The sequence below is a fragment of the Burkholderia sp. MSHR3999 genome (assembly GCF_000833595.1).
Classification (GTDB): domain Bacteria; phylum Pseudomonadota; class Gammaproteobacteria; order Burkholderiales; family Burkholderiaceae; genus Burkholderia; species Burkholderia ubonensis.
In genome coordinates, this window is the sequence record NZ_JRFO01000006.1 from 919476 (window position 1) to 934349 (window position 14874).

A 14874-nucleotide genomic window follows, 5' to 3' on the forward strand; every position below is an offset into this window, starting at 1 on the left:
AAGCGCCCTGGAGGCGCTTAATAGGATGGTCAGCCCGATCCTCACCCAGCGGACTACGCTGAGTGAGGATTTTGTCCTTCTGGAGGGCCATCATGGACACGGTATCGCTAGTCGGCATCGATCTGGGCAAGCACTGCTTCCACCTGCATGCGCAAGACGCGTCAGGCAGGATGGTGTTCCGCAAGAAGCTCACGCGCAGCCAGATGTTCGCGCTGCTGGGCAATTTTCCGAGTTGTACCGTGGTCATGGAGGCCTGCGCCGGTGCTCACTGGATCGCCCGCCGACTTCAAGCGCTGGGCCACGAGGCCAAGCTAATTTCTCCCCACTTCGTCAAGCCGTTCCGGCAAGGCAACAAGAACGACTTCGCGGATGCGCAGGCGATCTGTGAAGCCGCTTCGCGCCCGAGCATGCGCTTCGTGAGTCCGCGTAACGAAGCGCAGCAGGTCGTATCAGCCTTGCACCGCGTGCGCGAGGCGCTGGTGCGGGAGCGCACCGGTACGATCAACCAGATTCACGCATTTCTGCTGGAGTTCGGTATCAGCCTGCCGCGTGGCATGGCGGTGATCCGCAGACTGCCGGCCGTACTGGAGACGCAAGCGTTGCCGCCCAGGCTGGTGGCCGTGCTCGAACGGCTGCAGGCGCATTTCAAGTATCTGGACGAGCAGATCGGCCAGCTCGAACACGAGCTGCTCACGCAATTGCACGAGGACGAGCGCAGCGAACGGCTGCTGGAGATTCCCGGCATCGGGCCAATCACCGCCAGCGTGTTGATGTCGGAATTGGGCGACGCCCATCAATATGGTTCGGCAAGGCAGTTTGCCGCTTCGATCGGTCTGGTGCCGCGACAGTACAGCACCGGCGGCAAACCAACGCTACTGGGCATCAGCAAGCGCGGCGACAAGGAACTGCGACGGCTGCTGGTGCAATGCGCGCGGGTCATCATGCTGGGTATCGAGCGCCGAACGGATTCCTTGGGCACCTGGGTCCGCAGCCTGTTGGCGCGACGGCACTCGAACGTAGTGGCTTGCGCGCTGGCCAATAAATTGGCGAGGATCGCGTGGGCCATCCTCGCCAAAGGGACACACTACAGAAGCGCGCCGGCGGCTCTTGCGGCCTGACGCTTCCGATCGCTTACGGCTTCAGTAGTCACACCTGGTTTTGCGACGCGAGATACGTGAAGGCATAAACGACTCAACGGCCGGGCAAGTAACCTGACAACAAAAACAGCATCTCGATGCTGAGCGCTTTTTGAGGTTTGCCCGGCGCGGCTCCCATCATGGGGCGGGATCATTCCCATCCGCGACCCCGGATAGATTCGAGCAAGTCCACTTTAGGTCAACACTGCCTCGCTTGCAAAAATCGGGCTGACCATAGATTTTGTTGGCCGAACCGCATCGTCGGACGCCGGTTCGCCCAGCTGAAGCCGTCTGTCGACGGCGACCGGAAAGACCCGCTCCGGATCAAAATACGCCCGCCGCCGCCCGTTGCTGCATCCCCCGGTTGGACGACGGAACGTTGCTTATCCGCAAGTCGGCCCGCATGCGATCGAGATCGGACAATGGTTGGCCCCGCCGTGCATGCAGACACTCCGCGGCCGGCACGCGATACGCGTGCCGGCGACGCTCACCCCGCGCTTTTTTTGCTACCCCGTAGAACTTATCTGTTCTTTTCAATTTTTCAACTTGTGGGATGAAGAATAGAGATTGCCCGAACGAGATGTCAATCGTTTGAAACGCTATTTTCTGACGAATCGAGGGTTTTCCTTAGACGACATGCGGCACGCCAATCGTCGATCAAACGGGGAAGGATCGGCACGCCGCATCGGCGCGATCAGTTCGCGTCGACCCGGTAACCTTGCTGGCGCAACAGTTCGAGCACGCCGCGCGGGCCGCCCAGATGCAGCGCGCCGATCGCGACGAACAGCGGCCGGTTCGGCGCGGCGATTGCCGTCATCCGTGCAACGAAGCGCCGGTTGCGCTGGTACAGGATCTTGTTGTCCATCGATGCGGACAGCGCCTTCGAACGCGACAGGCGCTCGCTCTTCGCGACCGCCCACGCGGCGAGCGCATCGGCGTCGCCGATCCGCCACAGCCGGTGCAGCGCCTTCACGTCGGCGGCGTTCTGCGCGGGCGTCTGCACCATGTCCTGCGCGAGCATCTCGCGCTGCTCGGCGAGCGTGAGGCCGGTGAACGCGCGCATCTGCTCGGCGAGCGTCTCGAGCCCGACCACCCGGCCGCCCTTCTTCTTCAGGTACACGTTCTGCAATTGCGCCTCGGTGCCGTACTCGGTCTGCAGGCCGGCCGACAGCGAATCGTAGGTCTCGACGACGAGCGCGGCGAGCCACGGCCGCATCTTGCGGATTCCGGCGAGCGCGGCCGAATTGCCGCGCAGCCGGCCGGCGAGCTGCTGCCACAGCGGCTCGGGCAGCAGGCGCGGCAGGCACGCGTAGTTGCAGACGCCGTACTTCGACACGTCGTCCTGCGATTCGAGCAGATCGTCCGGCGACAGCTCGAGCGCGAGCGTCGGCGCCGCGGCGAGCGCCGCGAGGATGCGCGGCCGGAACGGCTGCGCGCCCGGATAGTCGGACGGATCGCCGACGTGCAGCGTGCCGAGCACGTAGATCGTGACCTTGCCCTTGGTCGCGACGTAAAACGGCATCCGTGCCGGCTGCGCGCGCACCGCGCCGCTCGCGACCGTGCCGTTCGACGCCGACGGCGGCGGGTGGAAGCCCGGCAGGGTCACGCCGGGCGGCGGCACCTGCGAAGGATGGAGCGGCGCCGTCGCCGACGCGCGCGCCTCGGCCCGCGCGAGTTCGACGGGTGCGGCAAGGCCGGCCACCGCGCACGCACCGGCCAGCGCCGCGCCGGTCACGGTGCGCACGCTCCAGCGGCGTGCGTTGCGGCACGCGCGACGCACGCGCGTACCGCCGATGCGCTCACGGCGCGCAGTCGAAGCGCGCGCCGCCAGGCCTTCAGGCATCCTCCTCCCCCACCTCCTCGGCGCGATGGCACGCAACGCGCCGGCCATCGACGTCGCGCAGCTGCGGCTCCTCGACCCGGCAGCGCGCGACCGCATACGGGCAGCGCTGATGGAACGCGCAGCCCGACGGCGGATTGAGCGGCGACGGCAGCTCGCCCTGCAGCTTGATCTGCACGCGGCGGTCTTCCTCGAAGATCGCCGGCGTCGCCGACATCAGCGCGCGCGTGTACGGATGGCGCGGGCGCGCGTAGATCGTCGCCTTGTCGCCGAGCTCGGCGACGCTGCCGAAGTACATCACCATCACGTCGTCGGCGACGTGCTCGACCACCGCGAGGTTGTGCGAGATGAACACGTAGCTGGTCTTGAACTGCTCCTGCAGGTCCATGAACAGGTTGAGGATCTGCGCCTGGATTGACACGTCGAGCGCGGACACCGGCTCGTCGGCGACGACGATCCGCGGATCGAGGATCATTGCGCGCGCGATCGCGACGCGCTGCCGCTGACCGCCCGAGAACATGTGCGGATAGCGCTTCGCATGCTCGGGCCGCAGGCCGACCGTGCGCATGATCTGCGCGACGCGCTGCGCGCGCTCGGCGGCCGTCAGGTTCGTGTTGATCTCGAGCGGCTCGGCGAGCGTCTGCTCGACGGTCTTGCGCGGGTTCAGCGACGCGAACGGGTTCTGGAACACCATCTGCACGCGGCGGCGCAGCTCGGCGACCGTCTTCCGGTCCGCACCGGCGACGTCCTTGCCGTCGATCGTCAGGTGTCCGGAGGTCGGCGTCTCGATCATCGTGAGCTGGCGCGCGAGGGTCGACTTGCCGCAGCCGGACTCGCCGACGACCGCGAGCGTGCGGCCGCGCTTCAGCGTGAACGACACGCCGTTGAGCGCCTTCACGGTGCCCTGGCCGAACATGCCGCGCTTCACCTGGTAGTGCTTCGCGAGCTGGTCGGCGACCAGCACCGCATCCTCGTCGTGCGCCGTGCGGCGCGTTTCGTTGACAGCATTCATCGTGCGCCTCCCGTCAGGTCGAGGTTCGTCAGATTGAGCGGCTTGATGCAGCGCGCGCGCATCGCGTCGTTGCCCGCCGCCAGCGTGTCGAGCGACGGACGCGCCTTGCGGCAATCGTCGACGACGTACTTGCAGCGCGGCGCGAACAGGCACCCGGACGGGCGATCATCGCGGCCCGGCACCATCCCCGGCAATGCGGCAAGCCGCCGCGCCCCCTTGTTGTGCTCGGGAATCGCCGCGAGCAATGCTTCGGTGTACGGATGATGCGGCTGCGCGAAGATGTCCGGCACGCGATTGGTCTCGATGATCTCGCCCGCGTACATCACCGCGACGCGCTGCGCGACTTCGGACACCACGGCGAGATCGTGCGAGATCAGCACGAGCGCCATCCCGCGCTCCTTCTGCAGCTTCACGAGCAGATCCATGATCTGCGCCTGGATCGTCACGTCGAGCGCGGTGGTCGGCTCGTCGGCGATCAGGAGCTTCGGGTTGCACGCGACGGCCATCGCGATCATCACGCGCTGGTTCATCCCGCCCGACATCTGGTGCGGGAACGAATCGATGCGGCTCTTCGGGTCGGGGATGCCGACCTGGTCGAGCAGCTCGAGCGCGCGGCGATGGAGCGCGTCGCCGCGCAGCCCTTCGTGCAGCTTCAGCACTTCCTTGATCTGGTAGCCGACCGTGTAGCTCGGGTTCAGGCTCGTCAGCGCGTCCTGGAACACCATCGCGATGTCCTTGCCGATGATCTTGCGCCGCGCCTTCGGCGACGCCTTCAGCAGGTCCACGCCGTTGAACGTGACTTCGTCGGCCGTCACCTTGCCGGGCGCGTCGATCAGGCCCATCAGCGCCATCATCGTCACGCTCTTGCCCGAGCCCGATTCGCCGACGACGCCCACCACCTCGCCCGGCGCGATCGACAGGTTGATCCGGTCGACGGCGGGCAAGCCGTTGAAATTCACCGCGAGATTGCGGATGGTCAGAAGGTTCTCGCTCATGTTCAGGCCATCCGTTTCAGTTTGGGATCGAGCGCGTCGCGCAGCCCGTCGCCGAGCAGGTTGATCGCGAGCACCGAGATCAGGATCGACAGGCCCGGCATCGTCACGATCCACCATGCGTTGTCGATGTAGTCGCGCGCGGAGGCCAGCATCGCGCCCCATTCGGCGGTCGGCGGCTGCACGCCGAGGCCGAGAAAGCCGAGCGCGGCCGCGTCGAGGATCGCCGATGAGAAGCCGAGCGTCGCCTGCACGATCAGCGGCGCCGTGCAGTTCGGCAGCACCTGCGAGAACATCAGGCGCAGCGTGCCGGCGCCCGCCACGCGCGACGCCGTCACGTACTCCTTCTGCAGCTCGCCGAGCGCCGATGCGCGCGTCAGGCGCACGTACGCGGGCAGCGCGACGATCGCGATCGCGAACATCGTGTTGGTGAGGCCCGGGCCGATGATCGCGACGACCGCGACCGCGAGCAGCAGCGACGGCAGCGCGAGCAGCACGTCCATGATGCGCATCACCGGCGTGTCGGCCCATTTCTGGAAGAACGCGGCAACCAGCCCGAGCACGATGCCCGGGATCAGCGCGAGCACGACCGACACGAAGCCGATCCAGAACGACATCCGCGCGCCGTACATCAGCCGGGACAGGATGTCGCGGCCGGCTTCGTCGGTGCCGAGGACGAACTTCCAGTTGCCGCCGTCGAGCCACGCGGGCGGGATCTTCACGTAGTCGCGGTATTGCTCGACCGGGCTGTGCGGCGCGATCAGCGGCGCGAACAGCGCGATGAAGATCAGCGCGAGCACGACGATGCCCGCGCCGACCGCGCCGCGGTTGCGCGAGAAGTTGGCCCAGAATTCGCGCAGCGCGAGCGTGCGGCCGCCGGCCGGCACCGATTCGCTCGGCAGGGTGTTTTGCAGGTTGCTCATGATTTACCTCGTGTGGCGGATGCGCGGGTTCAGCACGCCGTACAGCAGGTCGACGGCCAGGTTCACGACGATCACGAGGGTCGCGATCAGCAGGATGCCGCCCTGCACGACCGGATAGTCGCGGCGGCCGATCGCGTCGATCAGCCACTTGCCCACGCCGGGCCACGAAAACAGCGTCTCGGTCAGCACCGCGCCGGCGAGCAGCGTGCCGATCTGCAGGCCGATCACGGTGACGACCGGGATCAGCGCGTTGCGCAGCGCATGCACGACGACGACGCGCACCGGCGACAGCCCCTTCGCGCGCGCGGTGCGGATGTAGTCCTCGCGCAGCACTTCGAGCATCGACGAACGGGTCATCCGTGCGATCACCGCGAGCGGAATCGTGCCGAGCACGATCGACGGCAGAATCAGGTGGCTGACCGCCGAGCGGAACACGCCTTCGTCCGGCGCGAGCAGCGCGTCGATCAGCATGAAGCCCGTCACGTGCGGAATCTCGTATTCGACCGCGATGCGGCCGGACACGGGCGTCCAGCCCAGGTACGACGAAAACACCATGATGAGGATCAGCCCCCACCAGAAGATCGGCATCGAATAGCCGGTGAGCGCGGTGCCCATCACGCCGTGGTCGACGATCGAGCCGCGCCGCAGCGCCGCGATGACGCCGGCCGGCAGGCCGACGACGAGCGCGAACACGAGCGCGCACAGCGACAGCTCGACGGTCGCCGGGAAGCGCGCGAAGAACTCGCCCGCGACGCTCGTGTTGGTGATGATCGACGTGCCGAGGTCGCCCGACAGCGCACGGCCGATGTAGTGGACGTACTGCACGGGCAGCGGCTGGTCGAGCCCGAGGCGCTTCATCGCCTCCGCGTGCATGACGGGATCGACGCCGCGCTCGCCCATCATCACTTCGATGGGGTCGCCCGGGATCAGGTGAATCAGCGCGAACGCGAGGATGGTGATGCCGATGAAGGTCGGGATCACCATCCCCACGCGGCGCAATACGAATCGGAGCATGATGCGTCTCGTATTTTCTTGTGGGAAATGTGCGACCGGCGACGAGGAGCTCGTGGCCCCTCGCCGCCGGGTGATTTCAAGCCGGTTTTCGTGACAGCTTACGCTCGTCGCGTCACTTCACGCTCACGCCGTCGAAGCGTGCATAGCCGAGCGGCTCGATGCGCATGTCGACGACGTTCTTGCGCACCGGCTGGTAGACGGTCGAGTTCGCGATCGGCGAGAACGGCACCTGCTGCGCGAAGATCTGCTGCGCCTGCGTGTAGATCTTCGTGCGCGCGTCCTGCCCGTTCGTCGTGCGGCCCTTCTGGACCAGTTCGTCGAACGGCTTGTAGCACCAGCGCGAGAAGTTGTTGCCCTTGATCGCCTCGCAGCCGAGCAGCGTGCCGAGCCAGTTGTCCGGATCGCCGTTGTCGCCGGTCCAGCCGATCAGCATCGTGTCCTGCTCGCCGCCGTGCGCGCGCTTGATGTACTCGCCCCACTCGTACGTGACGATCTTCGCCTTCACGCCGATCTTCGCCCAGTCGGCCTGGATCATCTCGGCCATCAGTCGGCCGTTCGGGTTGTACGCGCGCTGCACCGGCATCGCCCACAGCGTGATCTCGAAGCCGTTCGGGAAGCCCGCCTTCGACAGCAGCGCCTTCGCCTTCGCGGTGTCGTACGCGGGCATCTTCAGGCTCTTGTCGTACGACCATTGCGTCGGCGGCATCGGCGCGCTCGCGGCCTGGCCCGCGCCCTGGTACACCGATTCGAGGATCGCCTTCTTGTTGATCGCCATGTCGAGCGCCTGGCGCACCTCGAGCTTGTCCATCGGCTTGTGCTCGACGTTGTACGCGAGGTAGCCGAGATTGAAGCCCGCCTGCGACGGCATGTCGACGTTCGAATCGGCCTTCAGCGTCGCGATGTCGGCCGGACGCGGATAGGTCATCACCTGGCACTCGTTGCGCTTGATCTTCTGCACGCGCACGCCCGGATCGGGCGTGATCGAGAAGATCAGCTTCGCGATCTTCACTTCGCCCTTCTTCCAGTAGTCGGGATTGCCGTCGAAGCGGATCGTCGCGTCCTTCGTATAGCTGCGGAAGATGAACGGGCCCGTGCCGATCGGCTTCTGGTTGATGTCGGCGGCCTTGCCGGCCTTCAACAGCTGGTCCGCATATTCGGCCGACAGGATCGACGCGAATTCCATCGCCATGTTCTGGATGAACGGCGCGTTCGGTTCCGACAGCGTGAATTTCACCGTGTACGGATCGACCTTCTCGACCTTCGTGATCAGCTTGTCGAGGCCCATGTCGGTGAAGTACGGGAACGACACCGGGTAGGCCTTGCGGAACGGCTGGTTCGGGTCGAGCATGCGCTGGAACGTGAACACGACGTCGTCCGCGTTGAATTCGCGCGTCGGCTTGAAGAAGTCGGTCGTGTGGAACTTGACGCCGTGGCGCAGGTGGAACGTGTAGGCCTTGCCGTCGGGCGACACGTCCCACTTCTCGGCGAGGCCGGGCTCGACCTTGGTGCCGCCGCGCTCGAATTCGACGAGGCGGTTGTAGACGGTGAACGTGGCCGCCGTGAAATCGACGCCGGTCGTGTATTGCGCGGAATCGAAGCCCGCCGGGCTGCCTTCTGAGCAGTAGACGAGCGTTTTGTTCGGGATCTGTGCGAATGCAGAGCCCGCGATGCCGAACGATGCCGCTGCCACGCCTGCCATGGCGGTAACACGCAGGGTATGCAACAGACGGTTGTATTCCATGTTTCCTCCAGGTCTCCAGATCGGAACCGCCCCTTCAGCAGGGGCCGGCGTACGCGGATATTACTTGAGCTAGCGATTGCGCAACAAGCTGGAGAAAAAACTCGTCCCCGCGCGCCGGCGCGGGTGTTCACGGGTGTTGCCGGCGGATGACGGCGGCCCGGGGGCGCGCGAGCGTCGGTTCCGCTGATGCAGCGCGTGTTTCCTTGGTCAACTAAACACTCTCCGCGCTGCGGCGGACACGGCGTGGCGGCCGGCGGCTCAGCGGCGCGCGTCGAGATCCGCGCTGCGCGCCGGCACGAACGCGACCGCGACGATCGACAGCGCGAGCCCCGCCATCACGTACCAGGTCGGCGCGAGCGGCGAGCCGGTGGCCTTGATGAGCCACGTGACGATGAACTGCCCGAAGCCGCCGAACAGCATCACCGCGACGTTGTACGCGATCGACAGCCCGGTCGAGCGCACGTTGGCCGGAAACAGCTCGGCGATCATCGCGCCGAACGGGCCGTAGTAGCCCGCGAGCGTCACCGACAGCGCGGCCTGCACGGCGATCAGCCGCGCGATGCTCGGCGCGGCGTCGAGCCACGCGAACAGCGGGTACATCAGCGCGAACGTGATCACGAGCGACCACAGCGACAGCCCCTTGCGGCCGATGCGGTCCGACCACGCGCCCGCGAGCGGCGACAGCACGGTAAGCAGCAGGTTGCCGACGATCACCGCGTGGAACGATTGCGCATACGGCAGCTTCAGCTGCTTCACCGCGAAGGTCGGCAGATAGCTGATCAGCACGTAGATCGTCACCGTCAGTGCGATCACCGCGCCGAGCCCGCACAGCACTTCACGCGAATGGCGCGTGAACACTTCGCCGAGCGTCGCGCGCCGCGCGCTCTGCTGCGCATGCAGGAAGGCTTCCGAGTCCGCGAGATGGCTGCGGACGTAGACGCCGATCGGCCCGATCGCGAGCCCGACGATGAACGGCACGCGCCAGCCCCACGCGCGCAGCGCGTCCTGCGACAGCCCGTGCGTGACGGCCGCGCCGACGAGCGCGCCGATCAGCAGCGCCGCGGCCTGGCTCGCCATCTGCCAGCTGCCGTAGAAGCCTCGCTTCGAAAACGGCGCGGCTTCGATCAGCAGCGCGGTCGCGCTGCCGAACTCGCCGCCCACGGAAAAGCCCTGCAGCAGGCGGCCGAACACGATCAGCAGCGGGCCGCCGATGCCGATCGCCGCATACGGCGGCGCGACCGCGAGCAGGAAGATGCCGGCCGTCATCAGCAGGATCACCAGCGACAGCGCGGCCTTGCGGCCGGCGCGGTCCGCATACAGCCCGAGCACGACGCCGCCGATCGGCCGCATGAAGAACGCGACGCCGAACGTCGCGGTGGCCAGCAGCAGCGACGAATATTCGCTGGTCGTCGGAAAGAACAGGTCGGCGATCACGACCACCATGAAGCTGAAGACCGTGAAGTCGTACCACTCGAGCGCGTTGCCGATGACCGCCGCCGCCACCGCGCGCCGGTTCAGCGCGCGCTCGGGCCCGACCGTTTTCGTTGAACGCGCAATCGTCGCCATGCGTGTCTCGCCCTCGTGAAATGGTTCGGTGCGGAGGTGCGACGCGGGGTGCCGCTGCGACGCGCCGGTTTGCAGCGAGTGTAGAAAGGCGCGGAACCGATTTCAAGCAATAAAAGACGCCCGCCATCGAACGATGGCGGGCGTATCGGGGCTCGCGCGAAATTGCGGCACCGCATGATGCCGCGCGGGCGGTTCGGGCAGTGCGGGCGTTATGCCATCTTCGTGAACGCGTTGCACCAGCCCTTGGCCGACACCTGCTTGCCGGGGAACGCGCCGCACGGCCCGGATGCCGAGCCCTTCTTGCCCTGGTACAGCATGCAGGCCGCGCAGTCCTGGCCCGCCGCGTATTTCGGGAATTTCGCCTTGTCGACCTTCGTGGCGTCCATCTTGTAGCCGAGCGCCTGCGCGGCCGGGTCGCTTTCGGACAGCATCGGCAGATCGGCGGCCAGCGCTTCGCGCGACAGCGCCATGGCCGAGACGACGCCGACGCTCGTGATCAGGAAACTCCGACGGGAAGTTTTCATGGGGACTCGCTCCAATGTTATCGATATGAAAGCTGCTCTAGCGACAGCCGTGTGACAGCATAACGCTCACGCCAGCGAATGTGCGGCCCGAAATGCCGGAGATAAGAAATTTCGCAAAGTCGCGCCACGCGGCCGCCACACTGCCGCGACACCGCCGCCATCAGCCGCGCGAAATCACCCGCGCGCCATCATTTCGCCGACCCGCTGCGCGAGCGCGAGCGCCGCGGTCAACCCCGGCGACTCGATGCCGAACAGGTTCACGAGGCCGCGCACGCCATGCTGCGCGACGCCCTGCACGATGAAGTCGGCGGGCGCTTCGCCCGGCCCCGCGAGCTTCGGGCGCACGCCCGCATAGGCCGGCTGCAGCGCACCGTCGGGCAGCGCCGGCCAGTACGCGCGGATCGGTGCGTAGAACGCCTGCGCGCGCGCCGGATCGACGTCGTAGCGCGGCGCGTCGATCCACTCGACGTCCGGCCCGAAGCGCGCCTGCCCGGCGAGGTCCAGCGTCAGATGGATGCCGAGCCCCGCGCGCTCGGGCATCGGGTAGACCAGGTGCGAGAACGGCGCGCGCCCCGACAGGCTGAAGTAGGTGCCGCGCGCGAGATAGAGCGGCGGCACCCAGCGCGGATCGAGGCCGCGCGTGCGACGCGCGAGCGCCTGCGCGCCGAGCCCCGCGCTGTTGATCACGCACGCCGCCTCGATCTCGGCCGGCGTGTCGCCGCCGGTGCGCACGACGAAGCGCGCGCCGCGCAGCACGTCGATCGATTCGACCGGGGACTTCAGCGCGCACACGGCGCCGTTGCGTTCGGCGTCGCCGAGCAGCGCGAGCATCAGCTGATGGCTGTCGACGATGCCCGTGCTCGGCGAGAACAGCGCCTCGACGCATTCGAGCGCGGGCTCGAGCGTCTGCGCCTCGCCGCGCGTGAGCGGCATCAGGTCGAGCACGCCGTTCTCCTCGGCGCGCGCGGCGATCGCCTTCAGCTGTTTCACCTGCGCGGCGGACGTCGCGACGAGCAGCTTGCCGACGCGGCGATGCGGGACGTGATGCGTTTCGCAGAATTCGTACAGCAGGTCGCGGCCGTGCACGCACGATATCGCCTTCAGCGAGCCGCGCGGATAGTAGAGACCTGCGTGAATCACCTCGCTGCTGCGCGCGCTCGCGCCGGTGCCGATCGCGTCGGCCGCCTCGAGCACCAGCGTCTCGCGGCCGCGCGCGGCGAGCTCGCGAGCGATCGCGAGCCCGACGACGCCCGCGCCGATCACCACACAGTCCGTCTGCTCCATGGCTTTTCGCGTCGTTGTCGCGTCGAGGGAGAGAAGACGATTGTACGTCCCGGTCCACACGCATGCAGGACACATGTGTAGCCGGATGTTTCTCGCCGATCCCGCGTCGCCGGCAACGACTCTCCCTGGTATCCCGAGTGATCCCGAGTGATCCCGAGTGTCAGAACCCGATCGGGCGGCGCTTCGTCGCGCCTTCGTCCGCGCGGATGTCGCGCGCCTCGATCGCATCGCGCCCGTCGAGGCGCGCGGCGCCGAACGCGTGCAGCAGCGCACGCCGCATCGTGCGCGGCGGCGTCGCGGCGAGCACGTCGAGCGCGTCGTCGCCGAGCGTGTCCGGAAAGCGCCGGCCCCACGCGTGCGACGTGCGGATCTCGTCGTAAATCGTCTGCGCGATGCGGCGCGCGCCGGCCGCGTCGGGCGGCGCGATCTCGTACACGTTCATCCGGTTGAGCAGCGGCTCCGGAATCGCCTGCGCGTCGTTCGCGGTCGCGACCCAGATCACGCTGCCCGCATCGATCGGCACCTCGGCGAATTCGTCGACGAACGCGCGCGCGGTGTCATGCTCGAGCAACGCATAAAGCGCGCCGAGCGGATCGTATTGCGCGTCGCTGCCCGCCTTGTCGATCTCGTCGACCGCGATCACCGGGTTCGCGTAGCTGCCGTTGACGAGCGCATCGAACACCTTGCCCGGCTTCGCGTTCTTCCACTGCGACGACGCGCCCGACAGGATCCAGCCCGCCGTCAGCGAACTCATCGGCACGTAGTGATACGACGTGCCGAGCAGTTGCGCGAGCGCCTTCGCGAAATAGGTCTTGCCGATGCCCGGCGGGCCGAGCAGCAGGATCGGCATCAGTTCGAGCCGGTCGTCGGTTTCGAGGCACAGCGCGATCTGCTTGCGCACGTCGCCGAGCGGCTCCGTGAAATTGGGCAGCGCCTCGCCGAGCGCGTCGAACGACGGCATCCGGTTCGGCTTCACGCAAAAGCGCAGATTGCCGGTCTTGAGCATCCTCTCGTAGGTGGCGCGCAACGCGTCGCTCGCGCCGTCGTTCAGGTCGTTCAGCGCCGTCTCGACCTGCTCGAGGTCATACACCGTGCTGAAGGACGCCACCGCCAGTTCCTGTTTCACCATCGCCGTCGTCATACCAACCTCGCACCCGCTTGCTTGCCGCACCATCAGACCCCTTCGATTTCAGTGTAGCGGTCCAGAATTCCGGTGCAAGCAAGCAGCCGCGCGCGTGTGCTGCTGACAGCCGGCGCGCGCGGCAGGTTCGCGCGGCGGCACATAGGATCGACGCGCGGCGTTCACGCGTTTTTTTTGCTTGAAAACGCGCAACGCGCACTTACCTTTCAAGCAGGACCGCATCGCGCGACACACGCGTCGCGCCGCCTCCGGTCGCATCGCGGCCGATGCCGATCGGGCGTAAGATGTGCGTCCGTTTCCCGCTACACCGCGATTCCGGAGAGGCTTCATGCTGAAACACGGCCTGGCCGTCCTGCTGGCGAGCGCCGCGCTCGCCGCCCATGCGCAGAGCCCCGCGCCCGCCGCCGTCGCATGGGAGATCCAGGTGGTGCGCGACGGTCAGACGATCGACACGTTCCAGCAGAAAACCACCGTGGGTCAGACCCGCACCGACACCCATCGTTATCCGTCCGCCGTGCCCGTCGGCTGCGGCGACCAGGCGCGCGTCGTGCCGACCGAGCGTTCGCGCTCCGTCACCGTCGCGCCGCTCGCGGTCGACGCGAACGCGATCTCGCTCGCGCTCGACGTGCAGGAAACGCTCGACGACCCGGACGCGAAGCCGAGCGATCCATGCCTGCCGAGCTCGCCGCGGCAAATCGTCGCGAGCCATCCGGGGCTGTCGGTCGGCGGCGACAACTGGACCGACTGGACGCTCGTCGAGCAGCATCCGCAGCTCGTGTACCGCCTGCGCGCGCACGTCAGCAAGGACTGAGCCGACATGCAAGCGCCCGATGCCCTGTCCGTCCCGTTCGCCGAGCCGCACGCCGCGCCCGACGAACTCACCGCGGTGAGCTGGAACCTGCACAAGGGCCGCACGCCGCTCGGCTTCACCGCGTGGAACGCGATGCGCGACTGGATGCGCTCGACGCACGCCGACGTGTATTTCCTGCAGGAGGCGATGGCGCGGCGGCTGCCGCGGCCCATGCTCGCGCCCGGCTTCGGCGCGCCGATGAACGATGCGTACGACGACGTCTGGCATTGCCAGGCCACCGAAATCGCGCATGCGCTCGACTGGCAGATCGCGCTTGGCCCAAACGTGTTCAAGCCGTCGTGGCGGCACGGCAACGCGATCCTGTCGCCGCATCCGCTCGACCTCGGCGGGCGCTGGGACATCTCCGCGCACCGCTTCGAGCGGCGCGGCCTGCTGGTCGCGCGCGCGACGCTGGCCGGCGCGCGCCCCGTCACGCTGCTGTGCGCGCATCTCGCGCTCACGCGCGCCGCGCGGCTGCGCCAGATGCACTGGATCGCGCACTGGATCGTGCGCCACGCGAAGGACGGCCCGCTCGTGCTGGCCGGCGACTTCAACGACTGGCGCAACGATTCGATTCCGCTGTTCGGCGAGATCGGCCTGACCGAGGTCGCGACGCTGCTCGGCGAGTCGGGACGCACGTTCCCCGCGTTTTCGCCGGCGCTCGCGCTCGACAAGATGTTCGTGCGCGGGATGACGCCGCTCGAATGGAACGCGCCGTCCGGCGAGACCGCATGGCTGTCCGACCACCTGCCGTACATCGCCCGCCTGCGCCTCGATCCGCCGCAAACCTGAGCGGCGCGGCGGCGCCCGCGCTCGTCGGCCTCGGCGCGAAGCTCGCCGCCGACCGATGA

13 protein-coding genes are annotated in these 14874 nt (G+C 67.4%); 3 read left to right on the forward strand and 10 right to left on the reverse strand.

Translation table 11 applies throughout. The features are described 5' to 3' along the window. Positions 1-92 precede the first annotated feature (92 nt). Positions 93-1118, forward strand: a complete 1026-nt coding sequence (locus tag KY49_RS21515; RefSeq protein ID WP_042584526.1) for an IS110 family transposase — start codon at positions 93-95, stop codon at positions 1116-1118. Between the two features lie 712 nt (positions 1119-1830). Here KY49_RS21515 and KY49_RS21520 read toward each other — a convergent pair. The 10 genes from KY49_RS21520 to KY49_RS21565 all read right to left on the reverse strand — a co-directional run bounded on the left by KY49_RS21520 (position 1831) and on the right by KY49_RS21565 (position 13173). Beyond that, a complete protein-coding gene (locus tag KY49_RS21520; protein WP_042586524.1) occupies positions 1831-2979 on the reverse strand; it encodes a TraB/GumN family protein in 1149 nt (382 codons plus the stop codon). Further along, positions 2972-3988 (reverse strand): peptide ABC transporter ATP-binding protein, encoded by a 1017-nt coding sequence (locus KY49_RS21525; protein ID WP_042586525.1) that lies wholly within the window; start codon positions 3986-3988, stop codon positions 2972-2974. The genes KY49_RS21520 and KY49_RS21525 overlap by 8 nt, the downstream gene beginning before the upstream one ends. Then, on the reverse strand, positions 3985-4983 hold the full coding sequence (locus tag KY49_RS21530) for an ABC transporter ATP-binding protein (RefSeq protein ID WP_042586526.1): 999 nt from the start codon (positions 4981-4983) through the stop codon (positions 3985-3987). Before KY49_RS21530 ends, KY49_RS21525 begins: the two co-directional genes overlap by 4 nt. Positions 4984-4985: 2 nt before the next feature. Then, positions 4986-5903, reverse strand: a complete 918-nt coding sequence (locus KY49_RS21535; protein ID WP_042586527.1) for an ABC transporter permease subunit — start codon at positions 5901-5903, stop codon at positions 4986-4988. A 3-nt stretch (positions 5904-5906) separates the two neighbouring features. Then, a complete protein-coding gene (locus tag KY49_RS21540) occupies positions 5907-6917 on the reverse strand; it encodes an ABC transporter permease subunit (RefSeq protein WP_042586528.1) in 1011 nt (336 codons plus the stop codon). Positions 6918-7029: 112 nt separating this feature from the next. Beyond that, complete coding sequence (locus KY49_RS21545; RefSeq protein WP_042586529.1) at positions 7030-8658, reverse strand: ABC transporter substrate-binding protein; 1629 nt, start codon at positions 8656-8658, stop codon at positions 7030-7032. A 258-nt stretch (positions 8659-8916) separates the two neighbouring features. Beyond that, positions 8917-10224 carry an MFS transporter gene (locus tag KY49_RS21550; protein WP_042586530.1) on the reverse strand — a complete coding sequence of 436 codons (1308 nt, stop codon included), beginning with the start codon at positions 10222-10224 and terminating at the stop codon, positions 8917-8919. Between the two features lie 209 nt (positions 10225-10433). Beyond that, a complete protein-coding gene (locus KY49_RS21555; RefSeq protein ID WP_042586531.1) occupies positions 10434-10748 on the reverse strand; it encodes a high-potential iron-sulfur protein in 315 nt (104 codons plus the stop codon). A 174-nt stretch (positions 10749-10922) separates the two neighbouring features. Continuing rightward, positions 10923-12032 carry an NAD(P)/FAD-dependent oxidoreductase gene (locus KY49_RS21560; protein ID WP_042586532.1) on the reverse strand — a complete coding sequence of 370 codons (1110 nt, stop codon included), beginning with the start codon at positions 12030-12032 and terminating at the stop codon, positions 10923-10925. A gap of 160 nt (positions 12033-12192) precedes the next feature. Next, positions 12193-13173 (reverse strand): AAA family ATPase, encoded by a 981-nt coding sequence (locus KY49_RS21565; RefSeq protein ID WP_042586533.1) that lies wholly within the window; start codon positions 13171-13173, stop codon positions 12193-12195. A 328-nt stretch (positions 13174-13501) separates the two neighbouring features. On the opposite strand from KY49_RS21565, the gene KY49_RS21570 reads away from it, so the two are divergent. Beyond that, a complete protein-coding gene (locus KY49_RS21570) occupies positions 13502-13984 on the forward strand; it encodes a hypothetical protein (protein WP_042586534.1) in 483 nt (160 codons plus the stop codon). A 6-nt stretch (positions 13985-13990) separates the two neighbouring features. After that, positions 13991-14815, forward strand: a complete 825-nt coding sequence (locus KY49_RS21575) for an endonuclease/exonuclease/phosphatase family protein (protein ID WP_010090398.1) — start codon at positions 13991-13993, stop codon at positions 14813-14815. Positions 14816-14874: the final 59 nt, after the last annotated feature.